This window comes from Nonomuraea sp. NPDC050691 (genome assembly GCF_040654455.1).
GTDB lineage: Bacteria > Actinomycetota > Actinomycetes > Streptosporangiales > Streptosporangiaceae > Nonomuraea.
On sequence record NZ_JBFAIA010000023.1, the window covers coordinates 23,797 to 48,291 of the forward strand.

General features: G+C 71.9%; 22 protein-coding genes. 7 read left to right on the top strand and 15 right to left on the bottom strand.

Features of this window, described 5'->3' with window-relative positions; all coding sequences use genetic code 11:
• Positions 1-154 precede the first annotated feature (154 nt).
• A complete protein-coding gene (locus AB0H81_RS12810; RefSeq protein WP_358373200.1) occupies positions 155-2,017 on the bottom strand; it encodes an acyl-CoA dehydrogenase family protein in 1,863 nt (620 codons plus the stop codon).
• 99 nt (positions 2,018-2,116) lie between these two features.
• The gene (locus AB0H81_RS12815; protein ID WP_358373203.1) at positions 2,117-3,388 is read right to left on the bottom strand and encodes an APC family permease; all 1,272 of its coding nucleotides are present in this window, start codon (positions 3,386-3,388) and stop codon (positions 2,117-2,119) included.
• Between the two features lie 80 nt (positions 3,389-3,468).
• Between AB0H81_RS12815 and AB0H81_RS12820 the strand changes: the two genes are divergently transcribed.
• Positions 3,469-3,930 carry an Lrp/AsnC family transcriptional regulator gene (locus AB0H81_RS12820; RefSeq protein ID WP_358373205.1) on the top strand — a complete coding sequence of 154 codons (462 nt, stop codon included), beginning with the start codon at positions 3,469-3,471 and terminating at the stop codon, positions 3,928-3,930.
• A gap of 472 nt (positions 3,931-4,402) precedes the next feature.
• Here the strand turns inward: AB0H81_RS12820 and AB0H81_RS12825 are convergent, their stop codons facing one another.
• The 6 genes from AB0H81_RS12825 to AB0H81_RS12850 form a co-directional block, all read right to left on the bottom strand.
• Positions 4,403-5,548 (bottom strand): acetyl-CoA C-acetyltransferase, encoded by a 1,146-nt coding sequence (locus tag AB0H81_RS12825; RefSeq protein WP_358373208.1) that lies wholly within the window; start codon positions 5,546-5,548, stop codon positions 4,403-4,405.
• Positions 5,549-5,608: 60 nt separating this feature from the next.
• Positions 5,609-6,286, bottom strand: coding sequence for a hypothetical protein (locus AB0H81_RS12830; protein ID WP_358373210.1), 678 nt, complete (start codon positions 6,284-6,286; stop codon positions 5,609-5,611).
• Between the two features lie 23 nt (positions 6,287-6,309).
• Positions 6,310-7,065, bottom strand: a complete 756-nt coding sequence (locus AB0H81_RS12835) for a class F sortase (protein WP_358373213.1) — start codon at positions 7,063-7,065, stop codon at positions 6,310-6,312.
• Positions 7,066-7,072: 7 nt separating this feature from the next.
• Entirely contained in the window at positions 7,073-7,939 is an 867-nt protein-coding gene (locus AB0H81_RS12840) for a hypothetical protein (RefSeq protein WP_358373215.1), read from the bottom strand.
• Positions 7,940-8,070: 131 nt separating this feature from the next.
• Complete coding sequence (locus tag AB0H81_RS12845) at positions 8,071-8,976, bottom strand: class F sortase (RefSeq protein ID WP_358373218.1); 906 nt, start codon at positions 8,974-8,976, stop codon at positions 8,071-8,073.
• Positions 8,976-10,352, bottom strand: coding sequence for a hypothetical protein (locus AB0H81_RS12850; protein WP_358373221.1), 1,377 nt, complete (start codon positions 10,350-10,352; stop codon positions 8,976-8,978). Before AB0H81_RS12850 ends, AB0H81_RS12845 begins: the two co-directional genes overlap by 1 nt.
• Before the next feature lie 183 nt (positions 10,353-10,535).
• Here AB0H81_RS12850 and AB0H81_RS12855 point away from each other — a divergent pair, with 183 nt between their 5' ends.
• On the top strand, positions 10,536-11,681 hold the full coding sequence (locus AB0H81_RS12855) for an acyl-CoA dehydrogenase family protein (RefSeq protein WP_358373224.1): 1,146 nt from the start codon (positions 10,536-10,538) through the stop codon (positions 11,679-11,681).
• A gap of 81 nt (positions 11,682-11,762) precedes the next feature.
• Positions 11,763-11,924 carry a hypothetical protein gene (locus AB0H81_RS12860; protein ID WP_358373226.1) on the top strand — a complete coding sequence of 54 codons (162 nt, stop codon included), beginning with the start codon at positions 11,763-11,765 and terminating at the stop codon, positions 11,922-11,924.
• On the opposite strand, the gene AB0H81_RS12865 is transcribed toward AB0H81_RS12860, so the two are convergent.
• Positions 11,925-12,356: a MarR family transcriptional regulator gene (locus tag AB0H81_RS12865; RefSeq protein WP_358373229.1), complete on the bottom strand. Its 432-nt coding sequence runs from the start codon at positions 12,354-12,356 to the stop codon at positions 11,925-11,927.
• 20 nt (positions 12,357-12,376) lie between these two features.
• On the opposite strand from AB0H81_RS12865, the gene AB0H81_RS12870 reads away from it, so the two are divergent.
• Positions 12,377-12,745: a MarR family transcriptional regulator gene (locus tag AB0H81_RS12870; RefSeq protein WP_358373232.1), complete on the top strand. Its 369-nt coding sequence runs from the start codon at positions 12,377-12,379 to the stop codon at positions 12,743-12,745.
• On the opposite strand, the gene AB0H81_RS12875 is transcribed toward AB0H81_RS12870, so the two are convergent.
• From AB0H81_RS12875 to AB0H81_RS12885, 3 genes are all read right to left on the bottom strand, one after another.
• Positions 12,742-13,518, bottom strand: coding sequence for an alpha/beta fold hydrolase (locus AB0H81_RS12875; protein ID WP_358373235.1), 777 nt, complete (start codon positions 13,516-13,518; stop codon positions 12,742-12,744). The two genes, AB0H81_RS12870 and AB0H81_RS12875, sit on opposite strands and share 4 nt — an antisense overlap.
• A 17-nt stretch (positions 13,519-13,535) precedes the next feature.
• Positions 13,536-15,755, bottom strand: coding sequence for a SpoIIE family protein phosphatase (locus tag AB0H81_RS12880; RefSeq protein ID WP_358373237.1), 2,220 nt, complete (start codon positions 15,753-15,755; stop codon positions 13,536-13,538).
• 123 nt (positions 15,756-15,878) lie between these two features.
• Entirely contained in the window at positions 15,879-16,586 is a 708-nt protein-coding gene (locus AB0H81_RS12885) for a metal-dependent transcriptional regulator (protein ID WP_175595504.1), read from the bottom strand.
• Positions 16,587-16,690: 104 nt separating this feature from the next.
• Between AB0H81_RS12885 and AB0H81_RS12890 the strand changes: the two genes are divergently transcribed.
• Complete coding sequence (locus AB0H81_RS12890) at positions 16,691-17,320, top strand: UdgX family uracil-DNA binding protein (RefSeq protein ID WP_358373241.1); 630 nt, start codon at positions 16,691-16,693, stop codon at positions 17,318-17,320.
• A gap of 39 nt (positions 17,321-17,359) precedes the next feature.
• On the opposite strand, the gene AB0H81_RS12895 is transcribed toward AB0H81_RS12890, so the two are convergent.
• Together AB0H81_RS12895 and pdxH are read right to left on the bottom strand one after the other, a co-directional pair.
• Complete coding sequence (locus tag AB0H81_RS12895) at positions 17,360-18,595, bottom strand: MFS transporter (protein WP_358373244.1); 1,236 nt, start codon at positions 18,593-18,595, stop codon at positions 17,360-17,362.
• Between the two features lie 10 nt (positions 18,596-18,605).
• Positions 18,606-19,259, bottom strand: a complete 654-nt coding sequence (gene pdxH, locus AB0H81_RS12900; protein WP_358373247.1) for a pyridoxamine 5'-phosphate oxidase — start codon at positions 19,257-19,259, stop codon at positions 18,606-18,608.
• Between the two features lie 176 nt (positions 19,260-19,435).
• Between pdxH and AB0H81_RS12905 the strand changes: the two genes are divergently transcribed.
• Entirely contained in the window at positions 19,436-20,542 is a 1,107-nt protein-coding gene (locus AB0H81_RS12905; protein ID WP_358373250.1) for a citrate synthase 2, read from the top strand.
• A gap of 102 nt (positions 20,543-20,644) precedes the next feature.
• Here the strand turns inward: AB0H81_RS12905 and AB0H81_RS12910 are convergent, their stop codons facing one another.
• A complete protein-coding gene (locus AB0H81_RS12910; RefSeq protein WP_358373252.1) occupies positions 20,645-23,155 on the bottom strand; it encodes a hypothetical protein in 2,511 nt (836 codons plus the stop codon).
• A 179-nt stretch (positions 23,156-23,334) separates the two neighbouring features.
• Between AB0H81_RS12910 and serC the strand changes: the two genes are divergently transcribed.
• Positions 23,335-24,444: a phosphoserine transaminase gene (serC, locus tag AB0H81_RS12915; protein ID WP_358373254.1), complete on the top strand. Its 1,110-nt coding sequence runs from the start codon at positions 23,335-23,337 to the stop codon at positions 24,442-24,444.
• The last annotated feature ends 51 nt before the right edge of the window (positions 24,445-24,495 follow it).

Sequence of the window (24,495 nt, forward strand, 5' to 3'; positions counted from 1 at the left end):
CGCCGTCCCGCCCAGAGGGTTTTGGGGGTGCGTGAGCCATCGCGCCACGCGTTTGCGTCAGCGTAAGCCTGCTTTCGGCAGCCGGTCTATACCGGATCGTCTCGGTTCGGCAACATCTGAGGCAGAAAGTGGCCGAGACTGGTCTAGACCGGAGTCAGGTGATCTTCCTGCGGACGTTCTCCCCGCCCTCGGGCGCGCCGACCCACGGTCCCTCGATCGACGGGTCGAGGACGCCCTCCTCCAGGAACCCGTAGCGGCCGTCGAGCACGTACCGGGCCAGACGGACGTCGGCGCTGTCGCTGTTGTCCCAGAGCCGGGCGAACAGGGCGTCGGCCCGCCGCCTGGCCTGCCGGCAGAAGGTGTCGGCCAGTTCGTACGGCCGGCGTCCCAGGTCGGCGGCGTCCTCCTCGGCCCTGACGCAGACCGCGGTCATGGCGAACAGCTCGGCCCCGACGTCCACGATCCGGCCGAGGAACGCCTGCCGGTGCTCCAGGCGTCCCTGCCAGCGGGACATGCCGTAGAACAGCGAGCGGGCGAGCTTGCGGCTGGTCCGCTCCACGTACCGCAGGTGCGCGGCCAGCGGGCCGAAGTCGGCGTACGAGGTGGGCAGGTTGCCGGTGCCGGCCACGAGGGTCGGCAGCCAGCGGGCGTAGAAGGCGCCGGCCCTCTTGAGCGCCCGGGCGCGCGCCTGCGGGGAGGCGTCCGGGTCGATCAGCTCGCCGGCGGCCGACAGGTGGGCGTCGACCGCCTCGCGGGTGATGAGCAGGCGCATGATCTCGGAGGAGCCCTCGAAGATGCGGTTGATGCGGGAGTCGCGCAGCATCTGCTCGGCGGGCACGCCGCGCTCACCGCGGGCGGCCAGCGACTCGGCGCTCTCGTAGCCGCGGCCGCCCCTGATCTGGACCAGCTCGTCGAGCACCTGGTAGGACAGCTCCGAGGCGTACAGCTTGGCCAGGGCGGCCTCGATGCGGATGTCGTTGCGCTGGTCGTCGGCCATGCGGCTGGTCAGGTCGCAGACGGCCTCCAGGGCGTACGCGGTGGCCGCGATGAAGGAGATCTTGGTGGCGACGGCCTCGTGCCGCCCGACGCTGCGGCCCCACTGGACGCGGGCGTTGCCCCACTCGCGGGCGATCTTGACGGCCCATTTGGCGTTGCCCGCGCAGGTGGCGGGCAGGGAGAGGCGGCCGGTGTTGAGCGTGGTGAGGGCGATCTTCAGGCCCTGCCCCTCGCGGCCGATCAGGTTGCGGGCCGGCACCCTGACCTGGCGGAACTCGGTGACGCCGTTCTCGATGCCGCGCAGCCCCATGAACCTGTTGCGCCGTTGCACCGTGATGCCCGGCGTGTCGGCCTCCACGACGAACGCGCTGACCTTCTCCCCCGTGCGGGCCATGACGACGAGCAGGTCGGCGACGACGCCGTTGGTGGTCCACAGCTTGACGCCGTCCAGGACGTACTCGTCGCCGTCGCGCACCGCGGTGGTGGACAGCCGGGCGGGGTCGGAGCCGACGTCCGGCTCGGTCAGCAGGAACGCGGAGATCTCGCCCCGCGCGCACCGGGGAAGGTACTCGCGTTTCTGCTCCTCGGTGCCGAACAGCTTGAGCGGCTGCGGCACGCCGATCGACTGGTGCGCCGACAGCAGGGTGGCCAGCGCGGGGCAGTATGAGCCGACCAGCATCAGGGCCCGGCAGTAGTACAGGTACGGCAGGCCGAGCCCACCGTACTCCTCGCTGATCGTGATGCCGAACGCCCCGAGCCCGGCGAGGCCCTTGACCACCTCGTCGGGCACCTGGGCGGTGCGCTCGATCTCGGCGGGGTCGACGTGCGCGTCGAGGAATTTGCGTACCGCCCGGACGAACTCCTCACCCCGCTTGGCCGCCTCATCGGCGGGGGCCGGCGCCGGGCGCACGAGGTCCAGCCGGAAGTTTCCGAGGAACAGTTGCTTCGCGAAGCTGGGGCGGGTCCATTCCTTCTCGCGGGCCTGCTCGCCGAGCTCTCTCGCCTTCGCGTACTCGCTCATGGCATCCTCCCGCCGACGTTACGCTCCCTGGGGATGCCTGTGTACCCGGCGCTCCGGCGGGGTCACCTCAAGGAAGCGTCACCACAGGTGATCGCCGTCTCAAGGGATCGTCACGCGCGCCACCGGGCGGCGGGCCGAGGCGCGCGTCGCCACCAAGGCCACCAGCGCCAGCGCGGCCGGCACCAGCAGGTACGGCCCGCAGCAGGCGAGCGCGGCGAGCGCGAGCACGGTCGCGACCACGGCCATGACTCGCAGCCGCCCGCGGGGCAGCACCCGCACGGCCGCCGCCGTGCCGGCCGCGGTCACCGCCGCCAGGCAGGCCGACGTGGCCCGCATCAGCGTGTCGAGGTCCACGGTCCAGACCAGCGCCAGGACGGTCACCACGACGGTCGCCGCCCCCAGCAGCCCGAGGCTCCGGTACGGCGTGCTGCCCGGCCCGCCGCCCCGCGCGAACCAGGCGGGCAGCGCGCCGTCCCTGGCCAGCGCCGCGCCGAGGCGGGAGGCGCCGGCGACGTAGGTGTTGATCGCGCCGAAGGTGAGCAGCACCGCGACGCCGCCGACGACCGGCCGGGCCGCGGAGCCGGCGCCGATCTCCAGGAGCGCGGCCAGCGGCACAGTGGTCTCGGCCGCGCCCCGGCCGAGCACGCCGATCGTGGTGAAGGCCACGCCCAGGTAGAGGACCGTGATGATCGCCAGGGTGGCCACGGTCGCCCGGGCGAGCCCGCGGCCGTCGGCGAACTCGGCCGACAGGTGGCTGGCGGCCTCCCAGCCGACGAAGGCGAACAGCAGCACCCCGGCCGCGTCCACCACCCCCGGCAGGCCGTACGGGGCGAAGGGGGCGAAGCGGACGGCCTCGGCGTGCGGCGCGGCCGTGACCACGGCGACGGCCAGCACCGCGACCAGGGCGAGCACCATGCCGAGCTGGAGCCGTCCCGAGGTGCGCAGCCCGGCGGCGTTGGCGGCGAACGCCAGCAGGAGCAGCGCCACGGCGACCGCCCAGGTGCCGGCCCGGGAGTCCACGCCGAGGGCGGCGGCCACGTACTCGCCGCCCACCAGCGCCCCGGCCAGCGTGCCCACGGGGATGACGCCGTAGAACCACCAGCCGACGACCGCCGAGGCGCGCCGCCCGAACGCCAGCGCCGCGAAGCTGGCCACTCCCCCGCCGTCGGGGTAGCGGGCGCCGAGCGCGGCGAAGGTGAGCGCCACCGGCACGCTCAGCAGCAGCAGCGCGGCCCACGCCAGCACCGAGGCGGGCCCCGCCGCGGCTGCCGCGAGGTGCGGCAGCACCAGCATCCCCGGCCCCAGCACCGCGCCCACGAGCAAGGCCGTCCCCTGCGCGGCCCCCAGCCGCCCACTGATCTGTCCTGTCATACCGCGAAAAACTAGTCATTCGCCCGCCTTGATAGGGAAGTGACCGAACAGACGGGCGGAACCGGTGCCAGACTGCCGTCATGGACGAACTAGATTCGGCGATCGTGCGCCTTCTCCAAACAGATGCGCGCCAGTCCAACCGGGAGCTGGCCCGCCAGTTGGGCGTGGCGCCCTCCACCTGCCTGGAGCGGGTGCGCGCGCTCACCCGCCGGGGCGTGATCCGCGGCTACCACGCCGACATCGACCCCGCGGCACTCAACCGGCCGGTCCAGGCGATGGTGTCGGTGCAGGTGCGCCCGCTCAGCCGGGAGGTCATCGACGCGTTCAAGCAGTCGGCGGCGGAGCTGCCGGAGGTGCTCAGCGTCTTCGTGCTGGCGGGCGGCGACGACTTCCTGCTGCACGTGGCCGTGCAGGACCTCGACCACCTGCACGCGTTCCTGCTGGACCGGCTGAGCAAGCGGCGCGAGATCGCGGGTTTCCGCACGTCGGTCATCTTCCAGCAGGTGCACAACACCGCCCCCACGCGGCTGGAGGCCGAATAATCGGTTGCGCCCCTTCCACGCCGCCCCTTACCGTCTAGGACATGCGCTTCTACCTGTGATGTGCCGGGGCCGACATCGGCCCGGCCACTCGGCAGCCCATCCGCCGTGCGGTGTCCACACCCGCCGGCGAATCCGTTTCAGACGCGGCAGCTGAGCTTGTCGACCGGCGTTCCATGGCCGCGTCGCGAGTCACGTGAAGGAGCCTCGTATGCGAGTACGTGCCAGCGGTAAGCGAAAGAAGAACGCCCCGAGTCTTCCGGGGAATCCGGCCTCGCCGGTGCCGCGGAAGATGCCCAAACTGCCGCAGCGGCCGATCGCGCCGCCGCGGCGCATTCCGCCCAAGGGGCGCTAGACCACTACCGGGATGGTGGTGAGTGCGGCGCGCGGCCCGCTACGCCATGGGCCCCCGCACACCACCGCGGCGCCCCGGCCTCCACGTGGGGCCGGGGCGCCGCGCTGGACCACTCGCGGGTCAGAGCCGCTCGATGATGGTGACGTTGGCCTGGCCACCGCCTTCGCACATCGTCTGCAGGCCGTACCTGCCGCCGGTGCGCTCCAGCTCGTGCAGCAGCTTGGTCATGAGGATGGCGCCCGTGCCGCCCAGCGGGTGGCCGAGGGCGATGGCGCCGCCGTTCGGGTTGACCCGGGCCGGGTCGGCGCCGAGCTCCTTGGTCCAGGCGAGCGGCACCGGCGCGAACGCCTCGTTGATCTCCACCACGTCGATGTCGTCGATCGACATGCCGGCCTTGTCCAGCGCCTTGCGGGTGGCGGGGATCGGCGCGGTCAGCATGTAGACCGGGTCGTCGCCCATGAGGGCGAGCTGGTGGATCCGCGCGCGCGGTGAGAGGCCGTGCTCGCGTACGGCCCGCTCGGAGGCGATGAGCACCGCGCCGGAGCCGTCGGAGATCTGCGACGAGGTGGCCGCGGTGATCCGGCCGTCCTCCTTGAGCGTCTTCAGCTCGGCCATCTTCTCCAGCGACGTGTCGGGACGCGGGCCCTCGTCGTCCTCGACGCCGTTGACCGGCGCGATCTGGTCGCGGAAGTAGCCGTTGGCGACGGCCTTGGCCGCCCGCTGGTGCGACTCGAACGCGAACCGCTCCAGCTCCTCCCGGGTGAAGCCCCACTTCTGGCACATCAGCTCCGCGCCGCGGAACTGCGAGATCTCCTGCTTGCCGTAACGCTCGACCCACATGTCACCGAACGGGAACGGCATGCCCTTCTCCAGGGCCGCCGTGATCGACGAGCCCATCGGCACGACGCTCATGGACTCGACGCCGGCCGCCACGACGAGGTCCTGGGTGCCGGACAGCACGCCCTGCGCGGCGAAGTGGATCGCCTGCTGCGAGGAGCCGCACTGCCGGTCGATCGTGACGCCGGCGGTGGTCTCGGGGAGCCCCGCCGACAGCCAGGCGTTGCGCGCGATGTCCATGCTCTGCGGGCCGAACTGCATCACGCACCCCATGATGACGTCCTCGACCGCCGCCGGGTCGACGCCGGTGCGGTCGATCAGCGCCTTGAGCGTGTGCGCGGCCAGGTCCGTGGGGTGGACGGTGGAAAGGCCGCCCTTCTTCTTGCCGACCGGGGTGCGGACCGCCCCGACGATGTACGCCTCTGCCACAGTGCCTCCTGAAACCGAGCATTATTCGGTTATAGGGAGAGACTACAACAGAACGATGCTCTACGCCTTCCCGGCCGGAGGCAGCAGATCGGCCACGGCGTCCACCCGGAACCGCCACCGGTCCACCACCAGGCCGTTCAACGCCTCGGCCAGCCGCAGCGCGAACGCGCCCAGCCGCTCCAGGTCGTCGCCGCGCAGCTCGATCGCCGTCAGGTCGGAGGCGAACGGCAGCAACTCGCCCACGGCCGGCGGCCGGCCCTTCTGCGGCACCACGAGCACCCGCACGCCGTCGCCCGCGTGGACGAACTCCTCCTCCTGCTCGACCTCGCCCAGCTCGGCCTCCAGCAGGGGGCGCAGCTCGTCGTCCGCCGGCCGTACCGGGACGATCACGGCGGGACCGCCGCCCTCCTCGTCGGCCGGATCGCTCACCTCGCCCCGGCACACCGCGAGCCCGCCCAGCCGCAACGCCAGCCCCTCGGCGAGGTAGCGGTCGAAGAAGTCGAACGGCAGCGGCCCCTCGGCCGACACCCGCACCGCCCACACCTGCTCCAGCACGCCGCCCACCAGATCGGGCTCGGCCTCCACCGGCGCGTGGACCCGGACGTCGGCCGCGACGACGTCCTCACCGTCCTCGCGGGCGTCGGGGTCGGCCAGCCGCACCAGTCGCAGCACCTCGCCGCGGGCCGGCTTGGCGGGCAACGCCGCCGTCGGGCCAGTACGCAGTCTCCGCTTCGCCATCCAGCCCATGCGCGCCTCCGCGATCAGCTTCGGTAGGAGCTCGTCATCGTCGCGTAGACGATGATGTTATCGGTGTAGTGACCGCTCACGTGGTTGTACGTGCCACCGCACGTGATGAGGTGGAGCTGCGCGTTGGCCCGGCTGCCGTAGACGCGCTCGGTGGGGAACGTCTTCTTGCTGGCCTGCTCGATGCCGCCGACCGTGAAGACCGCCGTGACGCCGTCCTGGCGCTTGACCTCGACGGTGTCGCCGTTGCGCAGCTCGTGCAGGCGGCTGAAGACGGCGCTGCGCGTGTAGGTGTCCTTGTGGCCCAGCATGACCGCGGCGCCGGCCTCCCCCGGGGTGGCCATCTCGCGGTACCAGCCCACGAGGTTCGGGTTGGCGGCCGGCGGAACCTGGATCGTGCCGTCCTTGGCCAGGCCGAGCGACTTGATCGGGGCGTTCACGCCCAGCTTCTTGATCACGATGCGGACCGGGCTGGAGGGCATCATCGGCGGCGCCGGGTCGGGCAGCGGCAGAGGCGGCGGCACCGTCGGGGCGGCGTTGAACAGCGCCTGCGCCGGCTGGCCCGTGGCCTTGCCGTCGGGCTGGGAGCCCAGGGCGAGCTGGTCGCGCTGCGAGGAGGCCAGCCCGTACTCCTCGGGGGAGTTGAAGACGATCAGCATGCCGGCCACGACCGTGATCACACCCGCGATGGCGGCCAGGATGAGCACGATTCGCAGCACCCGCCCGCCGGGGTCGTCGGGCGGCTCGCCTCCGTAGGGGTGATGCTGGGCCATGGCGCCGTCAGCCCTTGTTGATGCCGCGGCGGCGCATCGCCAGCCCGCCGACGCCCGCGGCCAGGATCAACGCGGCTCCCACCAGCACGAACATCCGCCCGTCGGGGCCCATCTCACCACCGGCACCGGTGTTCGCCCCGGCCTTGGGGGTCCTGGACGAGCGCTTCTTGGGGGTCTCGACCACGGTGACGTAACTCGTCTTGGTCTGCTTCGGGGTGGGGGTGGTCTTGGTGGCGCTCGGGGTGGGGGTCGGGGTGGTGGGGGTGGTGCTGGGGGACGGGCTGGAGCTGGTCGACGGCGAGCCGGTGCCGACGACGAGGTTCATCGAGGGACCGCCGGAGGCGCCAGGCGCACAGTTGTACCAGGTGGTGCCGTTGACCTTGAGCGAGAAGCCTCCGCCCTTCACGGCGACCGTGCCCGTCGCGGTGGGGCGCACCAGGAACGTCATGGTCGGCAGGGGCATGGGCGCGTTCGAGGTCACGGTCGCGTAGGGAGAGGCGGTCGCGCCTCCGGTCACCGCCGTGCTCGGCACCGGGCTGCCGCTCGGGGTCACCGTGCCCTCGGCCACGACGGCGCTCGACGGCGTGATCGCGGCGGTCGCGAGGAGCTGGCTCTGAGTCGCGGTGGGCTGGCGGATCTCCCACGTCAGGGTGACGGTCGCGCTGGCGGTGGGCTGCACGAGCGGAGTCTTCAGCTCCATCTGGAAGGGCACGTTGGAGGCGACCCCGCCCACCTGGCCCGTGCAGCTGTAGACCACGTCCACCGGGGTGGCGAGGGCGGCGACGGCGGGGACGACACCGAAGATACCTGCACCTGCTGCGGCTAAGGCGGATGTCTTGAGGGCGAGGCGGCGCCTCGCCTTGGACGTCAGCACTGTCCTTCTCCGTTTCGGCACAGGTTCAACAGGCGTACCAGACTGGCAGCCACTGGTCACGGTTAGGTTGAGATCCTACGAATTGTCCCTGTAAATCTCCTGTAAACCGGGAAACCCGCGCAAATACGGCGTTAGCCCTTCTTCTTGGACAAGGTCGCATAGACGATGACGTTGTCTGTGTAGGAGTGGGCCGTCTTGTTGAAGACGCCTCCACAGGTGATCAGCCTGAGCTGGGCGTTCGTGGTGTTGCCGTAGACCCGGCCGGTCGGGAACGACGTCTTGCCGACCTGCTCGATCCCGCTGACCGTGAACTTGGTCACCTTCTTGTCCGACCGGTACACGTAGATCGCGTCCCCCTTGGCCAGCTCCCGCAGGCGGGAGAAGACGGCGGCGCCCTTGCGGGTGCTCACGTGGCCGTTGATCACCGAGGGGCCCAGCTCGCCGGGGACGGGCGAGAAGCGGTACCAGCCCGTCTGGTTGGGCTTGGACAGCGGCGGGGTGGTCAGATTGCCCTTGAGGTCCACCGTGACCGACCCGATCAGCGCGTTGACCTTGATCTTGGGGATCTTGATGCGGGTCGGCGCGGGCTTCTTCTTGGCCGTGGTCTTCACGGGCGGGATCGGCGCGACGACCGGGGCCGCGGCCGGGGGCGGCGGCGCGTCGAGGCGGGCCGGGGTCAGGGGCGCGTCCTTGCCGCCCGGGCCGACCGTCGGCGACAGGACGAAGGCGCCCGCGTTCTGGATCTGCACGGTGCTCGGCTCGCCCTGCGCGACCACGCCCGCGACGGGAGCCGAGCCGTCGTCCACGGCGGGGGCCAGCGACAGCAGCCCGGCCATGATGGCGCCCACGCCGCCCAGGGAGCCGGCGACCAGCAGCCCCGGCATCGCCTTGTTGAGCGCCGCCTTGCGCGCCCGCGCGCGCTCGCCCGTCTGCCCCGGCGTCTGCCCTGAGGTCAGCTCGGGCGTCTGCCCGGACGTCAGCCCGTTCGTCGGCTCGGGCGTCGGCTCGTTCGTGTGCCCGTTCGTCTGCTCGCTCATCAGCGGCCTCCTCCGGCGTGCGCGGCCTGCCGCCGGCGCAGCAGCAGCCCGCCCGTGGCGCTCCCCATCAGCAGCAGCGAGCCGCCGGCGATCAGCCCGTACGAGGAACTCGCGGGCTCCGGCGCCTCACCCGTGTCCACCCCGCCCTTGGGGGTCTTGGCCACCTGGGCCTTCACGTACTTGGTGGTGGTCGCCTTGGGCGACCGGGTCGGCGTCACCGTCGCCGTGGCCGTGGCCGTTCGCACGCCTCCGGTGACCACGCTGATGTGGGATGTGCCGGGGCTGTGGGAGTAGGGCCAGGTGTTGGTCGGGTTCGGCGAGGTCGGGGTGCCGGTTCCGGTGCCCGTCGGCCGCGGGGTCGTCACCGTGGGGGTGGGCCTCGTCGGCGTGGGGCTGGTCGTGGGGCCGGTCGGGGTGGCGCCGGGCACGACGAGGTCGATGGCGCCGGGGTCTCCCTGGATCACGCAGTGCGCCTCGTCGTACGGCGGAGGCGCCTCGCTGTCACCGGTGGTCACGCGGAAGGCGTCGAGGTACGCCTTCTTCGTCTCGGCATTCACGATCTTGATGGTGTGCGGGCCGTAGGTCAGCACCGGCGACTTCCAGAGGACCTCCTTGGACCTGGTCCCGGTCATCGGCGTGCCGTTGGTGTCCTTGCCCGGCTCGACCAGCGGGTCGGTCACGGCGCGGCCGTCCAGGTACACCCGCACGGGCCCGAGGTCCCGCTCGCGCCTGCCGATGTAGGCGACCTGCGTGCCGGTGAAGGTGAGCTCGGCGGAGGCGTTCTGCTCCCCCGTCTCACTCAGGTCATAGAGGTGGTCGCCGAACTCCTCCTCAGTGCCGTGTGACCACCATGGGGGGTCGTACTTGATGGCCTTGTTGGAGTTGTTGACCATCACCTCGCCCTTGGCGGGCTTGAACCTGACGGTCAAGGCGCCCGGCTTCACGCGGATCTTTCCGGGGCGCTGGATCGACCCCGCGTCGGACAGCCCCTCCGGCAGGTCGAGGAAGTCGCCCGGCACCAGCTCGGGCTGCTCCTTGAACCCGGTGGGCCGCAACTGGCCCCTCCAGGCTCCGGTGATGTCCACCACGCCTTCGAGGTCGAGCGTGGAGCCCTTGGCGAAGAAGCCCGGAGATCCGAACCTTCTGTTCTCCTCCAGGTAGCTCAGCGACCAGCCGACGTCGAGCATGCCGCCGGCCGCGATCCTGGGCGTGACCCTCGCCTCGACCTTGACCCCTGCTCCCGCGATGCCGTCGCCGCAGAGATAGGTGACGACCAGGGAAGCCTCGGCCTGCCCAGGGTGGGATGCCGCCACGAAGGCGGCGGACGCGGCCATGCCGACCGTTGCGCCGATCAACGTCTTGCGCCACCGATTCACCGGACACTCCCGACACACATCGACCGAAGGTAGATCTTAGGGCGATTCCACTTTCAATCCGGCGATGTTCGGCACTTGTGATGAAGCCGTGTCCACGCCACAAAGCGGGCGCTCAACCGGGGTATACCTCGGGGTAACAGAATCGTATTCTGGCGTTCGCATCGCCTGTGCTGGAGGAGACCGATGGAGCGAGACCTCTTCGAGGAGGAGCACCTGCTCTTCCGCGAGACCGTGCGCGAGTTCATGGCCCGGGAGGTCGTCCCGCACCACGACCGCTGGGAGAAGGACGGCCTCGTCCCGCGCGAGGTCTGGAAGAAGGCCGGCGAGATCGGGATGTTCGGCTTCTCGGTCCCCGAGGAGTACGGCGGCGCCGGCGTCACCGACTTCCGGTACAACACGGTGATCGTCGAGGAGATCATGCGCCACGGCGCCACCGGCCTCGGGTTCTCGCTGCACAACGACGTCATGGCCCCGTACATGGTGGAGCTGACCGACGAGGGGCAGCGGCAGCGGTGGTTGCCGGGCTTCGCGAGCGGCGAGCTGATCACGGCGATCGCGATGACCGAGCCCGGCGCGGGCAGCGACCTGCAGGGCGTGCGCACCACCGCCGTCCGCGAGGGCGACCACTACGTGCTCAACGGCCAGAAGACGTTCATCACGAACGGCGTCAACGCCGACCTCGTCGTGGTCGTGGCCAAGACCGATCCGGAGGCCGGGGCGCGGGGCATCACGCTGCTGGTCGTGGAGCGCGGGATGGAGGGGTTCGGCCGGGGCCGCAACCTCGACAAGATCGGCATGAAGGCGCAGGACACGGCCGAGCTGTTCTTCGAGAACGTGCGCGTGCCCGTGGCCAACCGGCTCGGCCCCGGCGAGGGCGAGGGATTCTTCCAGCTCATGCGCAACCTGCCGCAGGAACGCATGTCGATCGCGGTGGGCGCGGTCGCGGCGGCCGAGACCGTGCTGGAGCAGACCGTGGAGTACTGCCGCGGCCGGCAGGCGTTCGGCCGGAGCATCGGGTCGTTCCAGAACACCAGGTTCGTCCTGGCGGAGCTGGCCACCGAGACGGAGATCGCCCGGCACTACGTCGACAAGTGCGTCCTCGCGCTCAACGCGGGGCGGCTGACCCCGGTGGACGCGGCCAAGGCCAAGTGGTGGACCACCGAGCTGCAGACCAAGGTCATCGACCGCTGCCTCCAGCTCCACGGCGGCTACGGGTACATGATGGAGTACCCCGTGGCCAAGGCGTGGGTGGACAGCCGCGTGCAGACGATCTACGGCGGCACCACGGAGATCATGAAGGAGATCATCGGCCGGTCGTTCGGCTTCTGACGGGCATCCGGCCCGCGACTCCCGGCGCAGACCCGGCATGGCCCCGCGCGCCGGGCCTTCCGGCGACGCATACTGGGCACCATGGACGGCGGCCTGATCCTTCTGGTGTTCCTCGCGTTGCTGTTCGCCTGGGGCCTGAACCGCGTGCGGCGCGCGCTGCGCCTGGGCCCCGTCGGCTACGTCGGGATCGTGATCGTCTTCGTGATCGTCATGCTGCTCCTCTGGGGCCGGACCTTCCGTTAACTAACCGCCCGGCAGCGACTCGACGAAGCGTCCGAGCAGCAGCGCGAACTGCGCGCGCTCGTCGTCGGACCAGCCGGCCATGGCCCGGTCGAAGGTCGCGCGCCTGCCCTGGTGGGCCCGCTCGACCGCCTCCCGCCCCGCCTCGGTCATGACGAGCAGCGCCCGGCGCCCGTCGGCCTGGTCGGCCTCGCGCCGGACCAGGCCGGCCGACACCGCCGCCGCGACCAGACGGCTCGCCCGCGGCTGGTCGACCGACAGCGCCTCGGCGACGGCCGACACCGTCACCGGCTCACCCGCCGCCTCCAGCACGTCCAGCACCTCGTGCTCCGGGGCGGGCGCGCCGTGCAGCCGCGCCAGGGCGCGCCTGCTCTGCCTTCGCCGGATGGCGACCATCGCGCGTTCGACTGCCTCAAGGTAGTTGTCATCATACATATGATTGCTATTATACATCCATGCAGAAGATGATCGGTTACTGGATCAAGCACCTGGACGAGCTGTTCGAGGGCACCCTCATCAGCACACTCAACGCGGAAGGGGTGTCACGCCGGGAGTGGCAGGTGCTCAACGTGCTGGCCGCCGGAGACGATCCCCGCGCCGAGCTCTCCCCGTTCTCCGGGGTGGACGACGCGCGGGAACGCCTGGCGGCCCGCGGGTGGGCCGACGGCGCCGGGCTCACCGAGGAGGGACGGCGCGCGCACACGGCACTCGCGGAGCAGGTCGGCCGCATCCGCCGCCGCGCCGCCAAGGGGGTGAGCCGGGAGGAGTACGCGGCCACCATCGACGTGCTCCGCCGCATGGCGGCCAACCTCGAAGCCGCCTAGCCGCCGCTGCCCTCCAGCAGCACCCTGGCCACCAGCTCCGGGTCGTCGCTCATCGGCAGGTGCCCGCAGCCGAGCAGCAGCCTGGTCCGCTGACCCGACCACCGGGCGGCACGTACAGCCTGACGGCGCGGCAGCAGCCGGTCGTGCTCGCCCCAGGCGATCATGATCGGCGCCTTGGGCGGGGCGGGCGGCATCATCCCGACGAACGACTCCAGCGTCTCCTCGAAGCCCGGCGCGGCGGCCATCGCCTGCGAGGCGGCCACCAGCGCCTCCGGCGCCAGCCTGGAGGGGTGGGCGACCAGCAGACCGGCGATCAGCGCCCGGCCCGCCGAGGTGGAGGCGGCCCGGGCCGCCTGCTCGGGCGGCAGGGCCGTGGCCGCCGCGCGCAGGGCACGCAGCACCGTCCGGCCGTACAGGAGCTCCGAGGGCGACCAGAAGCCGGCCGGCGACAGCGCGGTGGCGGTGCGGACCGCGCCGCGCGAGGCCAGCTCCAGCGCGATGTAGCCGCCCAGCGAGTTGCCCGCCACGTGTGGCTCGCGCACACCCAGCAGCTCGCAGAACGCCTCGACCGCGTCGGCCAGCGCCTCCGCGGTGTACGGCGTGCCGGCGGGCAGCGGCGGGGAGACCCCGAAGCCGGGCAGGTCGAGCGCGATCACCGTGCGTGAGGCGGCCAGCCGGTCCATGACCGGCAGCCATGCCTGCCAGTGGTGGCCGATGCCGTGGACGAGGATCAGCGGCGGACCGGCGCCGCGCCGCTCGAAGGCCAACTCCATGCTGAGGAGTGAACCACTCAGCGGCTACGGGTGGGAATCTCGAACCAGACGGCTTTGCCTTCCCTGGTAGGACGCGAGCCCCAACGCCGGGCGAGCTGGTCGACGAGGTAGAGGCCGCGGCCGCCCTCGTCGTTCTCCCCCGCGCTGCGGATGCGCGGCAGCCGCAGGTCCTGGTCGAACACCTCGACCCAGACCGCCTCGTCGCCCCGGCGCAGCCGCAGCGTGAACTCCTTCTCGCCCACGACCTCGTCCTCGAAGCCCGGCACGTCCCACGACTCGTCGAACGGCAGCGGACCGTCCACGGTCAGCTCACGGCGCGGCACGCTGGCGCTGGCGGCGTGGAGCACCACGTTGGTGACGACCTCGGACACGAGCAGGCAGGCCAGCTCGGCCCGCTCCTCGGGTACGTTCCAGGCGTCGAACGCCTCGGAGGCCATGCGCCGCGCCTCACCCACCATGATCGGCTGAGCGGGGAACGTGCGCTCCTCCACGTCCAGATCGGCCTGGCTGGAGCGGACCACGAGGATCGCCATGTCGTCGTCGATCTCGCCGGGCACGGCCACCGTGGCGGCTTCGGCGACCCGCTCCACCTCGGCGTCGGCGTGCTTGGCGAGCTTCTCGCACAGCACGCCGAGGGTCTCCTCGTCGCTCGGCATCCGGCCGTCGCGGTTGGGGCGGCGGTCCACCAGGCCGTCGGTGTAGAGCAGCAGGGCGGCGCCGGGCGGCAGCACCCGGGTCTGCTCCTTGTAGACCAGGTCGGCGTGCAGGCCCTTGGCGCGCACGCCCAACGGCTGGCCGACCTCCTCGATGTCCAGCTCGACGCACTGGCCGTCGACCAGCAGCAGCGGCGGCGCGTGGCCGGCGTTGGCGAACGACAGGGTGCGCGACCAGGCGTCGTAGACGAGGTACTGGCAGGTCACGATGGGCGGGACGCTGACGTCGGCGCCGTTGTCGTCCTTCTCGGGAGTGGCGATGATGCGCGTCCACTCGTCGAGCCGGGCGAGGATGTCGGCGGGCGACTTGTCGTCCTGGGCGAAGGCGCGAAGGGCGGCGCGGAGCTGCCCCATGATCGCCGCGGCGCGGGCGCCCCGGCCCTCGACGTCGCCGATGACGATGCCGACCCGGCCCGCCGACAGCGGGATCACGTCGTACCAGTCGCCGCCGACCTGGGTCTGGATGCCCTGGCCGTGGGAGGCGAGCGGCGCCGCCGGGTAGTAGCGCACGGCGATCTGCAGGCCGTCGAGCTTCGGCAGCGCCCGCGGCAGCAGGTGCTTCTGGAACGACTCGGCGGTGTGCCGCTCCTCCTCGAACAGCAGCGCGTTGTCGATGGCGAGCGCGACCCGAGTGGCGATGGCGCCGACGAAGTCGCGGTCGAAGGCGTCGTAGTGGGGGCTGCGCCGGTCGGTCAGGTTGGACAGGCCGAGGTACATCTGGCCGAGCGTCTCGCCGCGCACGCACAGCGGCGCCACGATCGCGGAGGTCATGCCGACCTCGCCGCACAGCTTGGCGCTGTTCTCGCTCGGGGCCGGGAAGCTGCTGGAGGAGAAGTCCTCGACGAGGATCGTCTCCTGGCGGCGCATCGCGACGTCGGCGTAGTGGCCGGGCGGGTAGCGGATCTCCGCGCCGACCGGCTTCCAGGTGCCGGGCGGCGGGGTCCAGCCCTGCACGTGCTGCGACACCCGGCGCACCAGGCGGTCGCCCTCCATCAGCTCGATGAAGCAGTGGTCGGCGAACTGCGGGACGAGCATCTCGGCGACCCGCTTGAGGGTCTCCTCGACGTACAGGGAGCCCGCGAGCCGCTCGCCGATGCGCTCCAGCAGGCCGAAGCGGTCCTTCTCACGCTCGTTGCTGCGCAGCGCCTCGCGCGCCGTGATCACGATGCCGGTCACCGAGCCGGAGGAGTGGCGCAGCGGCACGGCCTGGGCGCGCACGTAGACGATCGTGCCGTCGCCGCGCCGCACGTCGAACGTGCCCTCCCAGACGCCGCCCTTGAGCACGTGCTTGGCCAGCTCGATCGCGAGCGGGTGGTCCTTCTCCAGGATGCCGAGGGACAGCACCGACGAGTCGCTCGCCACGGACTTGCCGGGCCGCCCGAACAGCTTCTCCGCGAAGGGGTTCCAGTACAGCAGGTTGCTGAAGCGGTCGGTCACGACGACGGCCATCTCGGCGTGGTCCAGGACGGACTCCGCGGCGAGATGGTCGGCCGCGTCCTCGGACAGATCCCCCCAGCGCTTCATCCGGAGACCACTCCTCGGGGAGGCATGTGCGCAAAGCGAACCACGGGCGCTCCTGCAACAGTCTTGACCGGAGGGGAGTGGAGGGCCTCCCTCGAGGGATTCAACCAAGCAGCAGCGCGCGCGTCAGCGCTTGGAGACGAAAACGTGCGCGGCAACGTCGCGCGGTAGCTCCGCGGGAGTGTTGTTCGCGTCACCGTCACCTGTCACCCGTACACCGTCGTCGCTCGCCGCGAGCGTGACCTCGCGTCCGGGTTGTATCCCAACTTGCTTGAGTTTAAGCATCACGGCGGGATCGCTTTGCACTTGTTCGCTAATTCGCCGCACGACGACCGGTACGTCCCGCGGGCCGGCGAGCGCCGACATCGAGGTCAGGATGGACAGGCCAGTCTCGTCGGCCGGCTCCTTGGCCCCCAGCTCCGCCAGGCCGGGGATGGGGTTGCCGTGCGGGCAGGTCGTGGGGTTGTGCAGCAGCGTCACCAGCCGCGCCTCGACCGACTCCGACATGACGTGCTCCCAGCGGCACGCCTCGATGTGCACCTCCTCCCACGGCAGGCCGATCACCTCGGTCAGCAGGCACTCGGCGAGGCGGTGCTTGCGCATCACGCGCGTGGCGAGCGTGCGGCCCAGCTCCGTCATCGACAGGTGCCGGTCGCCCTCGACGCGGACCAGTCCGTCGCGCTCCATGCGCGCCACGGTCTGGCTCACCGTCGGGCCGCTCTGCTGGAGGCGCTCGGCGATGCGCGCCCGGAGAGGGACGATGCCCTCCTCCTCGAGCTCGTAAATCGTCCGGAGATACATCTCCGTCGTGTCGATCAGGCCGTGTGCGGTCAAGGCTCCTCCCAACTGGAATGCTACGCCGGTCACGGCGGGGACTGAGCCCGTCCGCCTCGGGCACACAAGTCAGAGGAAACCCTACTTGCGGACAAGGACCAGCGATGGCAATGGACGGCAACAACGGGGCGGCCCCGTTCCTTCCCGACCGCCTCGATCTGGACTCTCTGCGTGAGGCGGCGGCCTGCTGCCGGGGCTGTGACCTGTACCGGAACGCCACTCAGACCGTCTTCGGCGAGGGGCCGGCGCGGGCCAGGTTCATGCTGGTGGGCGAACAGCCGGGCGACCAGGAGGACCGCAAGGGCGAGCCGTTCGTCGGGCCCGCCGGGCGGATCCTGGACCGGGCGCTGGAGGAGGCCGGAATCGACCGCGACGACATCTACGTGACGAACGCGGTCAAGCACTTCTCCTTCGTGCTCAGGGGCAAGCGGCGCATCCACCAGAAGCCGACGGCGGCCGAGGTGGAGGCGTGCCGGCCGTGGCTGAGCGCCGAGCTGGCGCTGGTGGAGCCGGAGGTGGTCGTGGTGCTGGGCGCGACGGCGGCGCGGTCGCTGCTGGGGGCCGCCTTCCGGGTGACGCGGCAGCGGGGCGAGCCGGTGCCGCTGGGTGACGCGCTGGCGATCGCGACCATCCACCCGTCGGCGGTGCTGCGCGCCCCCGACCGGGACGCGGCCTACGCGGGCCTGCTCGCCGACCTCCGGGTCGCCGCGGGCACCGTCAAGGGCGCGGCCTGAGCCCGCCGTACGGGCTCGCGGGAAGGCCGCCTCGTACGGTCAGCGCGCCCGGTAGTCCCTGAAGCGGGCGACGGAGAGGCCGACGGCCAGCACGGCGGCGGCGCACGCCAGCCCGCCGCCCACCCAGGCCGCCCCCAGCCCGAACGCGACGGCCGTGGCGCCGGCCCGCAGGTCGCCGAGCCGCGGCCCGCCGGCCACGACCACGAGGAAGACCCCCTGCATGCGGCCGCGCATCTCGTCGGGCGCGTGGAGCTGGAGGATGGACTGCCGCCACACGGACGACACGACGTCGGCCGCCCCGCCCACGGCCATGAACGCCACGACGGCCCACAACTGGTGGACGAGCCCGGCGGCGGCGACCGAGAGGCCCCACACGGCGATGACGGCGACCAGGGCGATCCCCTGCCGGGTGACCCGGCCGACCCAGCCGGAGAACAGCGCCCCGGCGGCCGAGCCGATCGCCATGGCCGCGTTGAGCCAGCCGAGGGCGAGGGGGTCGCCGCCGAACCGCTCGGCCGCCACCTCCGGGAACAGGGCCCGAGGCAGGGCGAGCACCATCGCGATGATGTCGACCACGAACGACATGAGCAGCACCTGGCTGCCGAGGATGAACCGCAGCCCCTCGATCACCGCGCGGGCGCCCGGCCGGCGCACCTCGCCGAGCGGCGGGAGCGGCGGCAGTCGCAGCGCGGCGTACAGGCCGGCGCCGAACAGGACGGCGTCGAGCGCGTAGACGGCCGCGTAGCCGGACCAGGCGAGGACGAGGCCGCCGAGCATCGGCCCGGCGATGGCGCCGAGGCTGTACACGAGGGAGTTGAGGGCGTTGGCCGCCGGCACGAGCTCGGGGGTGAGGACGCGCGGGATGATCGCGCCCCTGGTGGGCGAGCTGATCGCGAAGCCGGTGGCGCTCAGCGCGACGGCCGCGAGCAGGACGTGGACGTTGTTCAGCCCGAGGAGCGCCTGGAGCAGGACGACCAGGGTGCCGGCCCACGAGATGGCCGAGCCGGCGAGCAGGAGGCGGCGCCGGTCCACGGCGTCGGCGACCGCTCCTCCCCACAGGCCGAAGGCGACCAGCGGGACGAAGTTGGCCATGCCGAGCAGGCCGACCCACAGGGACGAGTGCGTGAGGACGTAGACCTGCTGGCCGACCGCGACGAGGGTCGCGGCGTTGCCCACGTGGGAGACGGACTGGCCGATCCAGATCCGCCGGTACGCGGGCACGCCCAGCGGCCGGGTGTCCAGTAAATGACGTCTAACCAGCTCCCCGATTGCCACTTAAGGCACATTAGGGGGCAAGTCTCTCCAAGACCCACCGGGATCCGGTTCGCCGGTAACGGAGGCGGTCGTGCATCCGGTCGAGCTGCCCCTGCCAGAACTCCACCTCCAGCGGCACGACCCGGTAGCCGCCCCAGAAGTCGGGCACCGGCGGATCGTCCGGCCAGCGCGCCGCCAGCTCCTCATAGCGGGCGTCCAGCTCCTCCCGCGAGCGCACCACCGCGCTCTGCCGCGACGCCCACGCGCCGATGCGCGAGCCGTACGGGCGGGAGCGGAAGTAGACGGCCGACTCCTCGTGCGACAGGCGCATCACCGAGCCCTCGACGCGCACCTGGCGGCGGATGGGGTGCCAGGGGAACAGCAGCGAGGCCCGGGGATTCTCGGTCAGGTCGCGGCCCTTGCGCGACTCGTAGTTGGTGTAGAAGACGAAGCCCCGCTCGTCGTAGCCCTTGAGCAGGACGGTGCGGGCGCTGGGCCGGCCGCCGGCCGAGGCCGTGGCCAGCACCATGGCGTTCGGTTCGGGCACGCCCGCCTGCAGCGCCTCCTCGAACCAGACGCTGAATTGGGTGATCGGATCGGCGGCGGCCCCGGATTCGAGCAGCGGCTCGCCCTCGTACGTGCGGCGAAGCCCGGCCAGAGAGGGCGGGCGCGAGGTGGCATCCACGAGACGGTATTCTTGCGCGCCCGGCCGCGGACCCCATACCGAGCCCCCGACCTGGGGCGATGGCGTTTCAACGGGTCCGGAGACCGAGCATGACTCGGCAGGGGGTTAAATTGACCCGCCGGTATCTCGACATCAAGGCATTGCCGGAACATGGCAAGAAAGGGAGGCGGCCAATAATGTCCGACTTCAAACCCGGCCTCGAAGGCGTCGTGGCCTTCGAGACCGAGATCGCGGAACCGGACAAAGAAGGAGGCGCCCTTCGATACCGGGGCGTCGACATCGAGGAGCTGGTCGGCCGTGTCCCGTTCGGGCACGTTTGGGGCCTGCTGGTGGACAACAAGTTCCAGCCGGGCCTGCCCCCGGCGGAGCCGTACCCCATTCCCGTCCACTCCGGTGACATCCGGGTCGACGTGCAGAGCGCCCTGGCCATGCTGGCCCCGGCGTACGGCTTCAAGCCGCTGCTCGACATCTCGGACGAGGAGGCGCGTGACCAGCTCGCCCGCGCCTCGGTGATGGCCCTGTCCTTCGTGGCGCAGTCGGCGCGTGGCCTCGGCCTGCCGATGGTGCCGCAGAGCCGTGTGGACGAGGCGAAGACGATCGTCGAGCGGTTCATGATCCGTTGGCGCGGCGAGCCGGACCCCCGGCACGTCAAGGCCATCGACGCCTATTGGACCTCCGCCGCCGAGCACGGCATGAACGCCTCGACGTTCACCGCCCGGGTCATCGCCTCGACCGGCGCCGACGTGGCGGCGGCGCTGTCCGGCGCCGTGGGTGCCATGTCGGGCCCGCTGCACGGCGGCGCCCCGGCCCGCGTGCTGCACATGATCGAGGGCGTCGAGCAGATGGGCGACGCCAAGAAGTACGTGCAGAGCGAGCTGGACAAGGGTCAGCGGCTGATGGGCTTCGGCCACCGCGTCTACCGCGCCGAGGACCCGCGGGCCCGTGTGCTGCGCCGTACGGCCAAGGAGCTCGACGCCCCGCGCTACGAGGTCGCGGCCGCGCTGGAGCAGGCGGCGCTGGAGGAACTGCACGCCCGCAAGCCCGACCGTGTGCTGGCCACCAACGTGGAGTACTGGGCCGCCGTGGTCCTGGACTTCGCCGAGGTGCCCTCGCACATGTTCACCTCGATGTTCACCTGCGCCCGCACGGCCGGTTGGGCCGCGCACATCCTGGAGCAGAAGAAGACGGGCCGTCTGGTCCGCCCGAGCGCCAGGTACACCGGTCCGGCCTCGCGTCCGCTCAGCGACGTGCCCGGGGCCGCCGAGGTCACCGGCACCATCTGACCCGGCACCGCATCGGTCCGCTCGCCGCCCGGGTGCACGTCATCCGGGCGGCGCAGCACGGCGTTGCGCGGTACCGCCCCGCGCGGCCCAGCAGGCCGCCGCTCACCCCGGCGGCGCGGCGCAACCCGCCAGCGCCGCCGTCGGCCGGCACACCCACATCGCCCGGATGGGCTGCCCCGACTCGACGCTCATGAGCCACACCTCGCGCCCCTGCGCGTCGTGGTCCTTGGCGTCGCCGGAGAAGGCCACCGTCCCCGTGGCGCCGTCGAAGCGCAGGCCCCGCAGGTTGTAGTGGACGCCGTCGCGGACGTCCTCCACGCCGCTCTGCGTCCGGTACGCGTCGACCGCGATCGCCACGGCCTGCGCCGCGTCGTAGCCGAACGAGGCGTGCGCGAACGAGAACACCCACGCGTTGCCCGCCCACTGCCGCAGCGTCTTCTGCCCCTGGTTGAGCGAGGCGTCGCGCACGTCGGTCAGCGACACGAACGACAGGGTCGTGTCGTGCCCGCGCCCGTTGGAGGCCACGTCGTTGGCGACGGCGCCGGTGAGGTCGTCCGAGACGAGCAGCCGGACCTTCCGCCGCTCGCAGGAGGCGCCCCAGGCCCGCTTGAGACTGTTCAGGAAGTCGGCCCGGCCCGTGTAGTAGACGACCCGCGCCCCGCTCCCGCACGCCGCCTCCATCGCCGCGCCCAGTGAGGCGTCGTCGCCGAAGGAGTGCTCGGACCTGGGTCCCGGGTAGTCGCGCAGGAAGAGGTTCTTCAGGTCCTCGCTGTACAGCTCGCCCGGCTGGCGCTGCCAGACCACGGCCACGCTCGGCCGCGGCCCCAGGTCCTCGGCCAGGCCCAGCGTGCCGAGCCAGGCCACCGTGGCCTTGGTCTGCAGCTCGTCCACGACCGCCAGCCGGAACAGGTAGGCCGAGCGCTGCTGGCCGACCCCGGCGATCTGGCCGACCGTGCTCACCGTGCTGACCATCGGCAGGTTCGCCCGGGTCAGGACGTCCACGGCCCGCCTGACCTCCTCGCGGCTCCAGGCGAAGCCCACGACCGCCGTCAGGGACGGGTCGTGCCGGGCGCGCTCCTCGACGTCGCGGGCCGCCAGCTCGGCGCTGACGAAGTCCTGGCCGGTGTTGGCGAAGACGACCTTCATCTTCCAGTCGGACTTGCCGCGGTTGTAGCTGTCCTGGTACGCGCCGATGCCGGTGAGCTCGCCCGCGACCGCCGCCATCTGGCCGTCCTTGAACGCCGCTCCCGGCTGCGTCGTCAGCGGCCCGAGGTAGGCGACGGTGAAGACCTTCGCGGTGAACGGGATCTGCGCGTTCTGCCGCTCGATGCGGTCCAGCACCGGCTGGACGAGCGGGTGGGGCGCCATCTTCTCCAGCGCGCCGAGGCCCACGCACTGGTCGGCCACCCGGGTCAGCTCGGCGCCGCAGCCGGCGGTGGCGACGACGGCCCCGGTGAGGGGCAGCACGAGCAGCGCCGCCACCGCCAGCCAGTACGCCAGCGGCCGGACGGGCAGCAGTCTGCGGGGCTCGTCCTTGCCGGCCCGGGCCCGCGGCCCGGCCTCGATCAGCAGGTACGGGCTGGGCCGCACCCGGCGCACCCGCTCGCGCCAGTCGTGGAAGAGCTCGACCGCGTCCGGCTCGGGGCCGGTGGGCGGCTCCACGGGCTCGGTCGCGGGCGCCACGGTGGTGGAGGCGACGACCAGCAGCGGGCCCTTCTGCCCGGCGACCGTCCTGACGTCGTTGAGCAGCTCCATGAAGCGGCGGCCGGCGGTGCCGGGGTCGGCGTTCCTGAGCTGGAGCACCGGATAGGTGTCGCGGCCCCAGCCGGGCCACGGGATGACCCGGCGCTGGTAGGCCTGGCGCAGGTCCTCCAGCAGGGCGGCGACCAGCAGCCGTTCGACCTCTTCTGAGGGTGCCTCGCTGATGCGCACCGCGTACTCGACGACACTCTCGTCGCGCCCGCGCCGTAAGTACGGCGCCCGCCGGAACCAGCGGTAGAAGATCGGCCCGCGGATCAGCAGCAGGGCGTGGACCAGACCGCCGATGAGGGCCACGGCGATGCCCGCCCCCCACACCAGCAGGCTGAGGCCGTCCACGAGCTTCTGCAGCCCGTACGCGGCCAGTCCGGAGGCGGGGATCCAGGTGGTCATGGCGCGGCCCACGTAGTCGGCCATGGCCCGGCGGACCCGGCCGGTGCGGGCGCGTTCCTTGCGCCACTCGGTCATCCACTGCCGGAACACCAGCCGCTTCACCACGGGGTTGGGCGGGGTGCCCGCGCCGGGGACCTCGGCCCCGCGCCGGCTCCACGCCCACAGGGCGAACAGGGTCAGCGGGAAGCGGGGCGGGGGCAGCAGCGTGCCGCGCACCCAGGTCGACAGCATGCCCTGGGCGCCGGCCAGCCGCTCGGCGATGGCGGCCACGTCCGGGAAGTCCCCGGCGTCGATCTCCGCGTACGGCACCCGCCGCCCGAACCACGCCGCGGTGCCGGCCGCCTGCCCGGCCGCCGCCGGTTCCCCGGTGAACACCAGGATCGGCAGCCCGCGCTCCCGCGACAGCGGCGACGGCCGCCGCACGGCCTCGTCGATCACCTGGTACACCGGGGTGCTGGGCATGCGCGATCGAGCCTCCGGACCGTATGTCTCCCCCGAGATTCGTCTGACGAGGCAGAGCGTATGTGATCACCGTGAGACGAGACCAGGTCCGCGCACATCTCAGAGGAGGCCAGGTGCCCGCGTATCTCACAATCCGGACCCGGGGCGAGTCACCCCGACCGGCTCAGTAACCTGGTCAGGTGGCTGACATCGTGATTCCCGCTGACATCAAGCCCGCCGACGGCCGCTTCGGCTGCGGGCCCTCGAAGGTTCGCACCGAGCAGCTGGCCGCCCTCGCCTCCGCCGGGGCGAGCGTCATGGGCACCTCCCACCGCCAGAAGCCGGTCAAGGAGCTGGTCGGCCGCGTGCGCTCCGGGCTGGCCGACCTGTTCTCGCTGCCCGAGGGCTACCAGGTCGTCCTGGGCAACGGCGGCACCACCGCCTTCTGGGACATCGCCTCCTTCGGGCTCATCCGCGACCGCTCGCAGCACCTGTCGTTCGGCGAGTTCTCCTCCAAGTTCGCCACCGTGGCCCGCAAGGCGCCGTGGCTGGGCGAGCCCTCGGTGATCAAGTCCGAGGTCGGCACTCACCCGACGCCGGTCGCCGAGGACGGCGTCGACGTCTACGCGCTCACCCACAACGAGACCTCGACCGGCGTCGCCATGCCGATCCGGCGCGTCGGCTCCGACGACTCGCTCGTGCTCGTGGACGCCACCTCCGGCGCGGGCGGCCTGCCCGTCTCGATCGAGGAGACCGACGTCTACTACTTCGCGCCGCAGAAGAGCTTCGCCTCCGACGGCGGCCTGTGGATCGCGCTGATGTCGCCGCGCGCGCTGGCCCGCGTCGAGGAGATCGCCGCCACCGGCCGCTACGTGCCGGAGTTCTTCAGCCTGCCGGTCGCCATCGACAACTCCGCCAAGGACCAGACCTACAACACCCCGGCCGTGGCCACGCTGTTCCTGCTGGCCGACCAGCTCGACTGGATGAACGGCAACGGCGGCCTGGCCTGGACCACCGCCCGCACGGCCGACTCGGCGCAGCGGCTGTACTCGTGGGCCGAGAAGTCGTCCTACGCGACGCCGTTCGCCGCGCCGGAGTACCGCTCCCAGGTGGTCGGCACGATCGACTTCTCCGACGAGGTCGACGCGGCGGCCGTGGCCAAGGTGCTGCGCGCCAACGGCATCGTCGACACCGAGCCGTACCGCAAGCTGGGCCGCAACCAGCTGCGCATCGCGATGTTCCCGGCGATCGACCCGGCCGACGTCGAGGCCCTGACCGCGTGCGTCGACCACGTGGTCGAGCGCCTCTAGCCACCCGAGCACGCGGGAAGGCCCCGCACCCGCCGCAAGGCGGCGTGCGGG